This window comes from Rothia sp. HMSC072B03 (assembly GCF_001809565.1).
GTDB lineage: Bacteria > Actinomycetota > Actinomycetes > Actinomycetales > Micrococcaceae > Rothia > Rothia mucilaginosa_A.
Map to the genome: position 1 here is coordinate 1 of NZ_KV797963.1, position 14,965 is coordinate 14,965.

General features: G+C 63.2%; 10 protein-coding genes. All 10 read right to left on the reverse strand.

Annotated elements, in window-relative coordinates:
- Positions 1–394: 394 nt before the first annotated feature.
- The 10 genes from tyrS to efeB all read right to left on the reverse strand — a co-directional run bounded on the left by tyrS (position 395) and on the right by efeB (position 14,869).
- Positions 395–1,699, reverse strand: a complete 1,305-nt coding sequence (gene tyrS / locus HMPREF2630_RS00200; protein WP_049344455.1) for a tyrosine--tRNA ligase — start codon at positions 1,697–1,699, stop codon at positions 395–397.
- 120 nt (positions 1,700–1,819) lie between these two features.
- Complete coding sequence (locus HMPREF2630_RS00205) at positions 1,820–4,045, reverse strand: HelD family protein (RefSeq protein ID WP_371440185.1); 2,226 nt, start codon at positions 4,043–4,045, stop codon at positions 1,820–1,822.
- A 288-nt stretch (positions 4,046–4,333) separates the two neighbouring features.
- Complete coding sequence (locus HMPREF2630_RS00210; protein WP_049344450.1) at positions 4,334–4,885, reverse strand: adenine phosphoribosyltransferase; 552 nt, start codon at positions 4,883–4,885, stop codon at positions 4,334–4,336.
- Between the two features lie 273 nt (positions 4,886–5,158).
- Entirely contained in the window at positions 5,159–6,775 is a 1,617-nt protein-coding gene (locus HMPREF2630_RS00215; RefSeq protein ID WP_049344448.1) for an AMP-binding protein, read from the reverse strand.
- 171 nt (positions 6,776–6,946) lie between these two features.
- Positions 6,947–7,432 (reverse strand): arginine repressor, encoded by a 486-nt coding sequence (locus HMPREF2630_RS00220; protein WP_049344446.1) that lies wholly within the window; start codon positions 7,430–7,432, stop codon positions 6,947–6,949.
- 369 nt (positions 7,433–7,801) lie between these two features.
- The gene (locus HMPREF2630_RS00225) at positions 7,802–8,590 is read right to left on the reverse strand and encodes a hypothetical protein (RefSeq protein ID WP_049344444.1); all 789 of its coding nucleotides are present in this window, start codon (positions 8,588–8,590) and stop codon (positions 7,802–7,804) included.
- A 212-nt stretch (positions 8,591–8,802) separates the two neighbouring features.
- Positions 8,803–11,373, reverse strand: coding sequence for a phenylalanine--tRNA ligase subunit beta (pheT, locus tag HMPREF2630_RS00230; RefSeq protein WP_049344442.1), 2,571 nt, complete (start codon positions 11,371–11,373; stop codon positions 8,803–8,805).
- A 3-nt stretch (positions 11,374–11,376) separates the two neighbouring features.
- Positions 11,377–12,504, reverse strand: coding sequence for a phenylalanine--tRNA ligase subunit alpha (pheS, locus tag HMPREF2630_RS00235; protein WP_049344440.1), 1,128 nt, complete (start codon positions 12,502–12,504; stop codon positions 11,377–11,379).
- 317 nt (positions 12,505–12,821) lie between these two features.
- Positions 12,822–13,343: an ABC transporter ATPase gene (locus HMPREF2630_RS00240; RefSeq protein ID WP_049333108.1), complete on the reverse strand. Its 522-nt coding sequence runs from the start codon at positions 13,341–13,343 to the stop codon at positions 12,822–12,824.
- A gap of 185 nt (positions 13,344–13,528) precedes the next feature.
- A complete protein-coding gene (gene efeB, locus HMPREF2630_RS00245) occupies positions 13,529–14,869 on the reverse strand; it encodes an iron uptake transporter deferrochelatase/peroxidase subunit (RefSeq protein WP_049344438.1) in 1,341 nt (446 codons plus the stop codon).
- Positions 14,870–14,965: the final 96 nt, after the last annotated feature.

Here is a 14,965-nt window from a genome sequence, read left to right on the forward strand (position 1 = left end):
CCGAATACAGGTGAAGTAGAACACAAATAAGGCCTTGAATGGGCGTCAACCACCCTCTTGAGTAACAAAATACCTAGTCAGAACGTTTTAAGGGTGCCCAAAAAATTTCTGAAAAACCTCAAAATCTGCGATATTCCCCTCTCTGGAGCCCCAAAACAGGGTCGAAAGGTGCCCAAAGCCCTCGCGAACAAAGACAAACCAAGAAAACCCAGAGCCAGAAGAGGGCAGCAGAACGATACAAGAAGAGCCCCTCCTGACGGATGGGCTCTGTATATAAAGGGAACGTATATAGGGAACAGAAAAGGAGGGGCACTCCCCCACCGAACATTCAGTAATGAATACTTCAGCAGAGAAGAACCCCTCCCCCTCTATGTATAGAGAAAGTCAGAAGAGACTAGACCAGCTCAACCGCGCCCTGGTTCTTCTTGCCACGGCGAACCATCGCAAAACGACCGTGCAGCAGGTCATCCTTGGAGATGGTGGCGTCCTCACCCTGAACCTTCACGCCGTTCACCGAAGCGCCGCCCTCCTTCAGAATGCGACGAGCCTCAGAGTTAGACTTCGCAAAGCCCAGCTCGGTCAGCACCGAAATCAGGTCCAGGCGGTCCTCGGTCAGCTTCGCCGAAGGAAGCTCCGCAACCACAGATTCCAGGGTAGCCTCGTCCAGAGCAGCGAAATCGCCCTTGCCGAACAGAGCCTCCGAAGCAGCCACGGCCTGATCGGTAGCCTCGGTGCCGTGCACCAGCGAAGTCACCAGGTACGCCAGAGTCTTCTGAGCCTCACGCTTAAACGGTTCCTTCTCAACCTTCTCGGCAAACTCAGCAATCTCAGCGCGAGTCAGGAAGGTGAACACCTTCAGACGATCCACAACATCCGCATCCGCGGTGTTCAGCCAGAACTGGTAGAACGCGTACGGCGAGCACATCTGCGGGTTCAGCCAAATAGCGTTACCCTCGCTCTTACCGAACTTGGTGCCGTCAGAGTTAGTAATCAGCGGGGTACCAATAGCGTGAACGCTCTTACCCTCGACCTTACGGATCAGCTCGGTACCGCTGGTCAGGTTGCCCCACTGATCAGAACCACCGGTCTGCAGAGTGCAGCCGAAACGACGGTTCAGCTCCAGGAAGTCCAGGCCCTGCAGAATCTGGTACGAGAACTCGGTGTACGAAATGCCCTCGTCGGAGTTCAGGCGCTTCGCCACAATCTCCTTCTTCACCATGGTGCCCACGCGGAAGTGCTTACCAACATCGCGCAGCAGCTGCAGAGCAGACATCTGACCGCTCCAGTCCAGGTTATTCACCATCCGAGCAGCGTTCTCACCCTCGAAAGACAGGAAACGCTCAATCTGTGCGCGCAGGGACTTCACCCACTCAGCAACAACATCAGGAGAGTTCAGCACACGCTCAGACGTCTGACGCGGATCACCAATCAGACCGGTGAAACCCCCCACCAGGCCCAGCGGCTTGTGACCTGCCAGCTGCAGACGACGCATCACCAGCAGCTGCACCAGGTGGCCCAGGTGCAGCGAAGCCGCGGTCGGATCATAACCCGTGTAGAAAGTCAGGGTCTCCTCACTCAGCGCCTTCTCCAGGGCAGCCTCATCGGTGCTCACGTGCACCAGGCCGCGCCACTTCAGCTCCTGCCAAATATTCTCGAAGGTATCGTCATTATGCTGCGCGTTGAGGATCTCGGCAGACATGCTTCTCCCATTCACAAGGTAACGACGCACGAGGCGTCCGAACAAAATATGTACTAAGCCTAACACCGCACCGGCACAAACGCTCAGAACAAGCGCCCGGCGGCGGGTGCATGGATGCGGCTACAGGCCCGCGGGCATGCGCGAGCCCACCAGATACAGGCGCTGGGTGGGACGGGTCATCGACACGTACACGTCACCCACCGCGCCATCCGCATCATCAATCAGCTGCTGCGGTTCAACAATCACCACAACGTCGAACTCCAGGCCCTTCGCCTCCCACGGGGTCAGCACCAGCACCTGGTTTTCCAGAGCCGTCTGCGCGGTACCCGTGCGGTCGGCGTGCGCACGAGCCACCGCCCGAGCCGTCTCAAGGTACAGGCTCGACGGGCAAATCACGCCAATCAGCGCGCCGCCGGACTGGGCAACCTCATCGCTCACCACGGACACGGTCTGCTCCACCACGGCATCGGGGGCAACCTCGCGAATCAGTGGAGGCCACTGACCCTCACGAACCGCGCGAGGAGCCGACACCTCGTAGCCGGCAGCCCGAGCCACCGAAGCCGCCGCCTGCGCAATCTGCGCCGGAGTACGGTAGTTAATCGTCAGCTCGTCCAGGGTGAAGCGCTCCCCCACGAACGGTTCCAGGGCCTGCGCCCACGACGAAGCCGCCGCCGGCGACGAAGCCTGCGCAATATCGCCCACAATCGTGAAGGACTTCATGGGGCAGCGTCGCATCAACAGACGCCACTGCATCGGCGAGAGCTCCTGCGCCTCATCCACCACCACGTGACCGTACGCCCAGGTGCGATCAGCCGACGCCGCGGCCGCCGCGGTCATCCGCTCGCCACGCACCTCGTTCATCATCGCAATCTGCTCGGGGGTAATCACGCCATCGGCGCCAATATCCTCCAGGGACTGATGTACGTTCTCCAAAGCCTTCGTCGCGTTCTCAAGGTTCGCGCGATGCTCGGCTGCCGCACGCGCCGCCGCAGCGGCACCCGTCACCTTCGAGAAATCGCCCAGCAGCTCCGCGGCCTCATCCAGCAGGGGGACATCGGCCTCGGTAAAGGGAGCATCCGCAGGACGGGTCAGAAGCTCTCGCTCCGCCTTCGACAGACTACGGGTAGCCGACTCCAGGTAGTGCGGCTTCGAATACAGCGAGCGCAGCAGGGTCTCGGGCGAGAGCGGCATCCACGCCAGGTTCAAGGCGCGACGCACGTCCATGGAGGCGCGCACGTCATCCTGCAGGTAAGGGCGCTCCACCACGCGGCCCGCCGCGCGGTTCAGCTGCTCATCAAGCTTGGCCGTCAGTTCCTTCAACAGAATCTTCACGAAGGTTTCGCGGGCCTCGTTGTGCGGCTTACCAGTCGAGCGGGCGCGGGAACGAGCCGAACGCACCATCTCGGGGGTCAGCTCGACGTCCGTTCCCTCAACGTTCAGAAGCTGCGCCCGTGCGGGAACCTTCTGACGGTCCGCCACAGCGCGCTTGATGACCTTGACCATACGCAAATCGCCCTTAAGGGCGGCCACCGCGCGGTCTTCCTCGGGCACGGCGCGCAGGCCCGGGTACAGGGTCGCCAGCGAAGCCATCACCACGCCGGTTTCGCCCAGCGAAGGCAACACACGCTCGATGTACCACATGAAAGAATTCGAGGGGCCCACCACGAGCACACCCGCCTTCGACAGGCGCTCACGATTTGTGTACAGCAGATAGGCCGCGCGGTGCAGAGCCACCGCGGTCTTACCGGTACCGGGACCACCCTGGACCACGCGCACGCCCGGCAGCTCCGAGCGGATGATTGCATCCTGCTCGGCCTGAATGGTCGCCACGATATCGCCCATGCGGCCGGTACGCTTCTTATTCAGCGCAGCCAGCAGCGCTCCCTCACCGTGCAGGGCGTCCGAGTCCTCCAGCATGGCCTCGTCGAAGACCTCGTCCTCAATATTTACGACGGTGCGGCCCTCCAGCATCAGGTGACGACGGCGACGCACGCCCATCGGCTGAAACGCGGTGGCCTGGTAGAAGGTACCCGCCTCGGGGGCACGCCAGTCCATGAGAAGGCGACGCTGGTTATCGTCGGTAATGCCGATGCGGCCGATGTAGCGCACAGCATCCGCACCCTCGCGGTCCATGTCCAGGCGGCCGAAGGTCAAGCGAGAATCCACGGCGTTCAGCTGAGCCAGGCGATCCTCGTAATAGGTTGCGAAGGAATCACGCTCCGAACGGTTCTGGTGCCCGCCCACCGCCTGGTTCTTGCGCACATCCGCCAGCTTCTGAGCGGTCTCTTCGCGTAGCTCGTCCAGACGAGCGTATACGCGGGACACGTACTCGCGCTCAGCAGCCATCTGCTCTGCAAATAGCTGCTCAGCCTTCGACGATTCCTCAGGCCGGTGGGACAGGGGTTCAGATGACACGCAAGCTCCTTAAACATAGTGCGTCTCAGTGCGGCACCGTGAGCGGCACCTAAAAATACGGGTCACTATTCTACAGGATGGGCTCTCGAGCCCAGAAATATGACGGCTTCCGGTAGCACCGGTCAGACAGCGAGGTGCCCCTCCCGAAAGCATCGGAAGGGGCACCTTTGGTTCTACCCTACGGCAGGAAGAAATAATGCGGAATCCGCTATCGGGCCGCTACTCGGAGACCAGGCTCAGGGTCTCAACGCGGTAACCGGCCAGCGCATCGCGGCCGCCCAGGCCTTCCAGCTCCAGCAGGGCAGCCACGCCGGCAACCTTAAGCTTGGCGCGCTCCACGAGCTTCACCGCGGCCTCCAGGGTACCGCCGGTTGCCAGAATATCGTCAAGAATCAGCACTCGGGTACCCGGCGCGAAGTCGCTGCAGTGAATCTCGACGGCCGCGGTACCGTACTCGAGCGCGTACTCCTCACGGTAGGTTTCGCGGGGAAGCTTGCCGGCCTTGCGAATCGTCATGATGCCCTTGCCCGTAGCGTAAGCCAGGGCCGATGCCAGCAGGAAGCCGCGGGCCTCCACACCGGCGACCACATCAAACTCGCCCTCGAAGCGGTGGGCCAGCTCATCGATGCAGGCCTTGAATACCTCGGGATTGGCGAAGAGAGTCGTCACATCGTAGAAGAGGATGCCCTCGTGCGGGTAATCCTGAATCGTGGCGCAGGCCGCGGGGATGCGCTGTTCGATGGGGGTAGCCTCAGAAGCGGGAACGCTCATGCTCTCTCTTTCGTGGGGTGGCGTCGGGCCCGAACGGCCCGGAATCGTCTGCGGCGGCACAGGCCGCCTAGAGAATTCTACTCTGTTCCAGCGCTTTTTTCCTCTGTACACCCGCCGGTCACCCACATTAGCCCGCATCAACGCGAGATTGACGCGAGGTTCACGCGTAAAGCCCCAGCCGTTTCCTCATTTCGAGGGGCCGGGGCTTTGAAGCGCGGGAAGCATCGGAGGTTAGGGCCCCGCGTTCTAGGACTCTACGCTCTCAGTATGCTCTTAGGACTCCGCCAGCTTCGAACGCAGGTCCCGCTTCAGAATCTTTCCGGTCGGGCCCAGCGGCATCGCATCCACCGCAATGTAGCGGCGCGGGTACTTGTAGGCCGCAAGGCGGGTTCGGGCCAGGGCGTTGAGCTCCGCCTGCACCACGCCCCAGTCGGCTCCGGCCCGCGGCACGACGACGGCGACGATCTCCTCGCCCACGCGTTCATCCGGCACGCCCAGCACCGCCACGGACTGCACCAAATCATGGGTGTACAGCACATCCTCAATCTCGCGCGGGTACACCGAGTAGCCGTTGCGCAACACCATGTCCTTGATGCGGTCCACGATAAAGATATTGCCGTCGGCATCCACGCGAGCCACGTCCCCGGTCGCAAACCACTCACCGTCGAACACTCCGGCGGTTGCCTCGGGGTTATTCCAGTAACCGAGCATCACGTTCTCGCCGCGCACCCACAGCTGGCCGCTCTCCCCCGTCGGGCGCTCAACGCCCGCCGAGTCGCGCACCTGAACCTGCACACCCGGCAGGACGCGGCCCACCGAACCCAGCACCATGCCGAAGGCCGCCTGGTTGAAGGAGACCACGGGCGAGGTTTCGCTCAGGCCGTAGCCCTCGTACACGGTACAATCGGCCAGCTCCTTCCAAGCCTCGTGCACCGGAGCGGGCAGAGCCGAACCACCCGAAATGCCGAAGCGCACCGTACCGCGCAGGTGGGCGCAACGCTCCGGCTGCTCAGCCATGAGGGCCGCAAGAGAGATGTACATGCTCGGCACGGCCGCCAGGACCGACACCCGGGCCGCCTCAATCAGGCTCAGCGCGTGATCGGGCGTAAAGCGCGGAAGCAAAGCCACCGTCGCGCACGCGGCAAAAGCCGCGTTCATCGACACCGTCTGGCCGAAAGCGTGGAATAGAGGGAGGCCGCCAAAGATGACGTCCTCGGCGGTGAAACCAAAAACCTTCACGCAGCTGCGGGCGTTCGAGAGGATATTCGCGTGGCTGAGGGTGGCTCCCTTCGGGCGGCCGGTCGTGCCCGAGGTGTACAGGATAACCGCGGGATCCTGCTCTTTCACCACGGCGGGTGCCAGCGGAACGTCCACACCGTCAAAGGGGGCCAGGGGCGAGGCGGAGGGCTCAAAAATTTCGCACCGCACCGAACCGTTCTTCACCGGCACCGTCGAGGCGGCCTCCTGCGCCAGGCGAGTGCCGGCAAAGGCGAAGAGAACCTTTGCGCCGCTGTCTTCAAGGTGGTACTCCAGCTCCGCACCCGACAGCAGGGGGTTGAGCGGCACGCAAATCGCACCGCGCGCGGCAATACCGTAGTAGAGGGCGGGCATCAGCGGCACGTTCGGCATGGACAGGGCCACTCGGTCACCGGGTTCCACGCCCAGGGTTCCCAGGTATCGCTGCACCTCTGCCGCGGCGGAGGCCAGTTCGCCGTAGCTAATATTCAGCAGCGAGGAGGACTCTGCGGAGTCCCCCGCGGCGGGCAGTGCGAGCGCGACCTTGCGTGGGGAGGCTGCGGCCGCCTCCGCCAGAATTGAGGCGGTATTATTCCGGGCCGAGGGCTCGGCCTGCGAGGGGTGACGGGGCGCAGAGCTGGGTGTCGAAGTCATCGTTGAGTTCTCCTGCGGTATTGTTCGAATCGTCTTCGTCTGTAGGCGAGAGGCCCTCGTGCGGGCGGCTCCCGCTGCCCGGAGTCGCTTGCCGCGGCGTGGGCACACAACAGGGGTGCGTCCGGGACCGCCGATTCTTCATCGGACGGTCCGGGGCGCACCCCTCGCACGCTACTGGGCTGCCGACCAGTCCAGGAAGCTTTCAGCCAGCGCAGCCCCGCCATTGGGGTCGCGGGTAACCACCATCACGGTGTCGTCTCCGGCAATCGTACCCAGGATGGCGTCCATGCCACTCTGGTCAATCGAGGAAGCCAGGAACTGAGCCGCACCCGGCGGGGTACGCAGCACCGTGATGTTCGCCGAACCCTCAGCGGTAATCAGTAGCTCCTTGAACAGGGAAATCATGCGGGCGTCCGGCGCGGTGCCGCCACCGCGGCGAGCCGGATAGTTCGGAACAGCGTAAATCAGACCGGCGCCCTCATCGCGGATGCGCTCGGCTCCAATTTCAACGAGATCGCGGGAAAGGGTGGCCTGAGTAACCTTCATACCGTCATCGGTCAGGTACTGCGCCAGTTCAGCCTGGGAACGTACACGTCGGGTCTGCAGCAGCTCAACGATGCGGGCCTGACGCGCGATCTTGGTCGAGGGGAAAGGCATGTTATCTCTTCTTCCTACGGTGCCAATCACGAGTACGGACCTTCCCGTCCGTCGGTGGAACGGGTAGCGTCCTCTCTACCCAAGATAATACATATGCACATAAATATGCGTCATAAATATGGATTATTCTCATATTTATAGGGAAATCCGCCCCGGAATCTCACGATATGTACGTTCCAGCCGCCGTATCTCCGCGTGCAAATACGCACCCGGACGTATAACCTCGCGTGCTATGCATAGGCGCCGCCCCCTCTTTGGGGAGCATCTTCCGGGAGCACAGCGAAAGCCCGCCTACCGCACCGACTACGCTCATCACGTACCGGCGCGGGAGGCGGGCCCCCACAAAATCGTTATGGAAGGACTGATCGGTTAGTCCTCGTTATCCACCAGACCGTCCAGGTCCTCGTATTCCACGTTACGGGAACGGCGGTTCAGCCACACGGCGAACACCATACCGCCCAGCAGCACCAGGATCGCGCCGATAATGCTTGCGATGCCGGCCACGCGATGACCGGTCACCTGCCCCTCGGTTACGGGCTTCAGGGTGCCCTTCTCTGCGGTGTAAACAACCTCCAGCTGACCGTTGTTTTCAACCAGTAGGCCATCCACCTCACGCGGGAAATCGGCCGGAACGTCACCGGTCTGCGAACCGCGGAACTCCACCGTAGCGCTGGAATTGACCTTGTACTTATCCTTCAGATTCGACACGTACGTCTTGCCGTTGAGCGCATCATCGGCGGGGAGGTTGCCCTTATAGCGCGCCACGTTCTCCTTGGTAATCAGGTCGGGAGTCAAATCCTGGTAGGTGCCCTGCACAACCCAGCTGTGGCCGGCGTAGTCGGCATTCGCGTTCACCCAGGCGAAGGAACGCACGCCCACGACCGCCAGAATAATGGCCACAACCACCGCGACGACGGCCGAGAGCACCGACAGCCAGTTCACGCCGGGGCGCTCCTCCAGCTCATCCTCGCTCATCGCAAAAAGGGAGGCGTTTTCCTCGTCATCCTCGTCGTCATCGTACTCTTCGTAGTCGTCGTACTCGTCGTACTCTTCATACTCTAGTTCTTCGGGCTCCTCGTAGCGGAAATCCTCGGAATGATTAGTCGCAGAATCCTCGTTCTGCGGACGGCGATCGTGCGAGCTTTCTCGGTTAGCCATTATCTCTCCCTCAAATCGTCTACCTTCTAGGGTACCCATTACCGCGGAGCATCACCAATAAAAGAACAAACTTGTGCTTTATTCTTTATCTGACGAGGCCAAACGCGCATATTCAGATACAAATTCGGCGGATGCGCCGTCGAACGCGCAGGTGTTCACGCAAACGGGGCGGGAGCCGAAGCCCCCACCCCGTCAGCGTCACTTGGTCTCGACTAGACGCGAGCCTCCGCGCCCAGCTGCTCGACGGCGGCCGCCACGGCTGCCTCTCGAGCGGCGGAAGCCTCGTCCGCGGTCAGAGTGCGATCCGGTGCGCGGAAACGCAGCGCGAACGCCAAGGACTTCTTCGACTCATCGATGCCGGTACCGCGGTAATCGTCGAACACGCGGATATCCTCCAGCAGCTCGCCGGCGCCCTCACGCAGCACGCGCTCCACCTCAGAAGCGGGCAAATCGCGGTCCACCAGCAGGGCTACGTCCTGGGTTGCCGCCGGGTAGGTCAGCACCGGAACGGCCTGGTGTACCTCGACGCGGTGCGCGAACAGGGCGGAGAAGTCCAGCTCAAAGGCGCAGGTGCGCTCCGGCAGGTTCAGCTCCTGCAACAGCTTCGGGTGCAACTCACCGGCAAAACCGATGCGCTCGCCGTTCGCGTCCAGGACCTCGGCCACGCGCCCCGGGTGGAACGCGGTATGAACGCCGTTACGCACGGTAATCGGCGCGGATACGGCATCCGCAATCAGACGCACGGCGTCCAAGGCATCGCGCCAATCGTAAGCACGAGGAGCCGCACCGGGCATCACCTCGTGCTCGGTGCCGGCGAACAGGCCGGCAATAAACGAGGGCTGCTTCGGGATGCCAGCGTTCAGGTCCGCCAGAACCTCATCCGAGGGGCGAACGCCCAGCGGCGGGATAGAGTCCGACCCCAGCTTCTCACCCGGGATGAACACGTGGCCGGATTCGAAGATGGCCAGGTTCTTGAAGCCGCGGGAAAGGTTGCGCTTGAGCACCTCGACCAGGCCGGGCAGCAGCGAGCGGCGCATCCAGCCCTCAGCCGAAGAAATCGGGTTCTCCAGGCGAATTGAGGGCACCTCGGTCACGGGGTTCTCGGGGGTGCTGACCCACGGAGCCGACCACAGGTTGTTCGCCTCAGCCGACACGAAGGGGTAGGCGAAGACCTCGGTCAGGCCAGCTGCGGCCAGCGCGTTCAGGGCGCGGCGCTTGCCTGCCTGCTCGGGGGTGTAGCCGCGGCCGGCGGGGGCCACCGGCAGGGTCGAGGGGATGTTCTCGTAGCCGTCGATACGGGCGATTTCCTCGGTCAGGTCTTCCTTCGCGCGCAGGTCGGGGCGCCAGGAAGGAACGGCCACCAGGTAGCCGGACTCGGTGCGCTCCACCGAGCAACCAATCTCGCGCAGGCTGGACTCAATCTGCTCCGGGGAGTAGTCCACGCCGATGCGGCCGGCGGTGTACTCGGCGGGCAGCTCGATGACGACCGGCTCGTAGCCGAGGGACACGTCGGTAACGCCCGGCTCAGCCTGGGCGCCGGCCAGCTCGACCAGTAGCTCCACGGCACGCTGGGCGGCAGCTGCCTGAATCTGCGGGTCCACGCCGCGCTCGAAACGCTTGGAGGCCTCGGAAATCAGCTTGTGGCGGCGGGCGGTGCGAGCCACCGACACCTCGTCAAAGCGTGCGGCCTCAATCAGGATGCGGGTGGTCGAGTCGGTCACCTCGGTCGAGGCTCCTCCCATCACACCGGCCAGGCCGATCACGCCCGAATCATCGGCAATCACGATGTCCTCGGGGTGCAGGGTACGCTCCACGCCGTCCAGGGTCACCAGCTTCTCACCGGCCACCGCGCGGCGCACCACGATTTCGCCCTGAACCTTATCGGCATCGTAGAAGTGCAGGGGCTGACCGGTCTCCAGCATCACGTAGTTGGAGATGTCGACGGGCAGCGACAGCGAGCGCACACCGGCCAGACGCAGACGCGAGGACATCCACGTCGGAACCGGCGCATCCGCCTTCACGCCGGATACCTCGCGCATCACGAAGCGCACGCAACCCGGATTACCGTGAATCGGGGCATCGTCGCGCAGGGCCACCGGGTGACCGGAGGAGTTCGCTTCGGGAGCGCGCTCACCGTAGGCGAGCACGAAGTCCTCGAAGGGGGTTCCGGTAGCGTGGGACCATTCGCGAGCAATACCACGCAGAGAGAATGCGTAGCCGCGGTCCGGGGTCACGTTCACCTCGGCCGCCTGGTCGTACAGGCCCAGCAGCTCCATCGCGTCGGTGCCGACCTCGGGGTCCAGGCCCAGGGTCGAGAGCACCAGGATGCCGCCGTGGTCGTCGCCGATGCCCAGCTCGCGGGTCGAGGCAATCATGCCGGCCGACTTGTGGCCGTAGGTCTTACGGGCGGTAATCGCAAAACCGCCGGGCAGCACGGCGCCGGGCAGGGTCACGACGACCTTGTCGCCGGGCTTGAAGTTGTGGGCGCCGCAGATGATGCCCTGCACGCCGGAGGGCTCGATGCCCTTGCCGGTCAGGGTCTGCTCCCGACCCTCCGGAACCACGCGCACCTGGCACCAGTTCACGGTCTTGCCGTTCGAGTGGGTCTCGGGTTCCATCGAGAGAACCTGGCCCACCACAATCGGGCCCGACATCTCGTCGGTGGGGCGGTGAACGTCTTCTTCTTCCAGACCAACCTTCACCAGGGTTGCCATCAAATCTTCAGCCGAAGCGTCCTCGGCGACCGGCACGAACTCGCGCAGCCATGACAGGGGAATACGCATAATTTAGATCTCCATCCCGAACTGCTCAGAGAAACGGATGTCGCCCTCGACCATGTCGTGCATGTCGGCGACGTTGTTACGGAACATGAGGGTACGCTCAATACCCATACCGAACGCGAAGCCCGAGTACTCCTCGGGATCGATACCGGCGGCACGCAGCACGTTCGGGTTCACCATGCCGCAGCCACCCCACTCGATCCACTGGGGGCCGCCCTTGGCGTTGGGGTGCCACAGGTCCAGCTCGGCGGAGGGCTCGGTGAAGGGGAAGAAGTTCGGGCGCAGGCGAATCTTAGCCTCTTCGCCGAACATGGCGCGGGCCATGTACTCCAGGGTGCCCTTCAGATCGGCCATGGTCAGGCCCTTATCCACGGCCAGGCCCTCAATCTGGTGGAAGACCGGGGTGTGGGTCGCGTCCAGCTCATCGGTGCGGTACACCTGGCCGGGGCACACAATGTACAGGGGCAGCTCACGCGAGAGCATCGAGCGCATCTGCACCGGGGAGGTGTGGGTGCGCAGCAGCAGGTGAGCGTTCTTCGGCTCAACGTAGAAGGTGTCCTGCATTTCGCGTGCCGGGTGGTCCGGCTTAATGTTCAGGGCGTCGAAGTTGTACCACTCGGACTCCAGCTCGGGGCCGTCGGCAACCTCCCAGCCCATGCCGACGAAGATGTCGGTCAGACGCTCCTGCATCAGGGCGATGGGGTGGCGACCGCCCAGGGAGCGGCGAGCGGATGCGGCCGACATGTCCACGGCCTCCTCGGCCAGGATGCGGGCCTCACGCTCGGCCTCCAGCTCCTTGGTGCGAGCCTCAATAACCTCGGTCAGTGCGGCACGGGCCTGGCCCAGCAGCTTGCCCACGGGGCCCTTGTGCTGGTTCTGGAGGTCGCGCATCTGGCGGTTGGCGATGCTCATGATGCCCTTCTCGCCGAAGAAGCTCAGGCGCACCTCCTTGAGGCTGTCAAAGTCTTTTGCCTTCTCGCGAATCTCCTGCTTGGCGCGCTCTCGCTCGGCCTCAAATGCCTCACGAACGGCGTCCAGACCCTTTTCGGGGTTGTTCTCCAGGACCTGCGCGATGTTGGCGAGGACCTGAGCCGGGCCCTTCGGGCCCTCGTGTTCCTGCACGGAATCGGTCATTGTCACTCTTCTCTGCGTACCACCGGCACGTTGGGGCCGGTCGGCTGGTTTGTCACTATGGGGCGGCACCGCGGGGACCGCGAGAGCTCACCAATTGCCCCGGGCACGGCGGGCGCCGAGCGTGTGAGGGGCGGAGCATCCCGGCAGGGTCTGCGGGCGCATATCCTACCCATTCTAGACCAGAGAACCACGCGAAAGCATCAGAGCGCCCGGATAGTCCATCCGGGCGCTCTGATGCTTTGATTAGGTGTGGAGTCGTCAGGTGCGCGCGCCCCGCGGCGGCATATTTGCCGAACGGGTCCCCGCGGGGGCGAGGATTAGGCCAGCGCTTCCTTGACCTCGGGGTCGAAGGAGGAGCGAATCCACAGCACGTTGGCGATAAACCACGCGGCGTACAGCGGCACGAAGCCGTAGCGCTGAGCGTCAATCACGTTGCCAATCAGCGAGAGGACCGCGACGAAGGCGCCGAGAATCGCGAAGATGAGGCCGACGGTCAGGCCCTGGCGCTTACCCTTCTGAATCGTGAAGTACACCCACGAGTACACGATGGCCGAGCCGATGAGCAATCCCAGGCCGCCCGCAACGCCAAACTCCGGCAGGCCCTTCAGCGGGGACAGGTTATCCGGTGCGAACGAAGAAATGATGCCGTGGACAAAGCAGAGCAACGCGGAGACAATCATAATCTCCTGCAGGCGCAGAATCTTAGGGTGCTTGGTCGGCGAGTGGAACAGGATTCCACCCGGCTTGGAGCCACCTTCCTGAATGTAGATGGCCTGGGTGTCTGAAGGTACCGCGTCGGAGCGGTACGCATTCGGGTCGTACGGAGGTTGAGCAGTCATCATTGTCTCCCAATTTGTATGTGATTTCTCCCTCAATACTACCCGGTCGGTAAGAAGTTTCCAAAGAAAATGCTCGTGTCGAACTCATATATGACGATGTGCCGGTGAACCTCCCATCGGGGCGTTCACCGGCACATCGGGCGGTATTGGAGCATCGGGCAGATGCCCAGCTACATCGAGCGCGCCTAGTTAAAGAGGCCCGAGCAGATGTAGTCGTTCTCATCCTTCACCCCGGGCGGCACCGCGAAGAGAGCGTTACCGGTATGGCGCAGGTACTCGCTCATCGCGTCAGAGGCGGTCATCGTGCTCAGCATCGGGATGAAGTGCGTGCGCGGATCGCACACGTAGGCGATGAAGAACAGGCCCGCGTCCAGGCGACCCAGCTCGTCGGCACCATCGGTGTAGTTGAAGCCGCGGCGCAAAATCTGCACTCCCTGGTTCTGATCCGGGTGCATCAGACGCATATGAGAATCCGCCGGAATCAGGGGGCCGGAGCGACCCATCGCCGAAAAGTCGGGCTTCGTGAATTCCTCACCGCCGGAGAGCGGGGCACCGGTCGTCTTCGTACGACCCACGATTTCCTCCTGCTCGCGCAGGCGGGTGCGGTCCCACGTCTCAATGTTCATGCGGATGCGGCGGGTGGCCAGGTAGCTGCCTCCCTCCATCCATGCCGGGCTGTTCGCCGAATTCTGCGAGGAGGTCCACACGTGCTTCTTCAGCAGGTCGGGATCCTCAACCTTCAGGTTGTTCGTGCCGTCCTTGAAGCCAAAGAGGTTACGGGCCGTCACCTGCGTGGTGGTCGTGGAGGCGGTACGCCCGAAGCCCAGCTGCTGCCAGGCCACCACGGCGCGGCCACCGGCGATACGAATCAGGTTGCGAATCGCGTGGAAGGCCACCTGCGGGTCGTCGGCGCAGGCCTGGATGCACAGGTCGCCGTCGCTGCGCTTCGCCTCCAGCGCGTCTCCGGTCATGTGCGGGATGCGCACGAGCGCCTCGGGCAGCTTGCTGGCGAAACCGAAGCGGTCCTTGCCGTTCTCGTCGACAAAGAAGCTACGTCCCAGGCCGAAAGTAATGGTCAGGTGCGCGGCGGAGAGGTCCATGGCCTCACCGGTGTCCTTGGGCGGTGCCTCGTAGGAGCGGTCCTCCCCCACGAGCTCGCCGGCCTGCATCCTTGCGGAGGCCTTCGTCCACTCCTGGAAGAGGGAACGAATCTCTTCGCGGTCGGTGGTCTTCAGGTTCAGCGCCACGAAGTACATGCGGTCCTGCACCTCGGTGGAGATGCCGCTCTGGTGCTCACCGTAGAAGGGGTGAGAGTCGTTCGAGGTACCCGAGGCAGAGCTCGATGCCGAAGCCTGGCTGCTGGAGTTTGACGAGCATCCGGCGAGCGCACCCAACGCGCCCAGGGCTCCTGCACCGGCGAGCGCCGCGCCCAGCGCACCGCGGCGGGTAGTACCGGCGGCGCGGGTAGCCTCGCGGTGAGTCTCCGGGGTGGTCTCGGCGGCCGAAGAATTGTGTTCGGTAAGCATGGGAAGCCTTTCTTCTGTGCTGAATATGGTGTGATGAATCTGCGGAGGGCTCGGGGCCCGGGAAGGCCCCAGCCGGGCGGGGGCTCAACGCTCCCC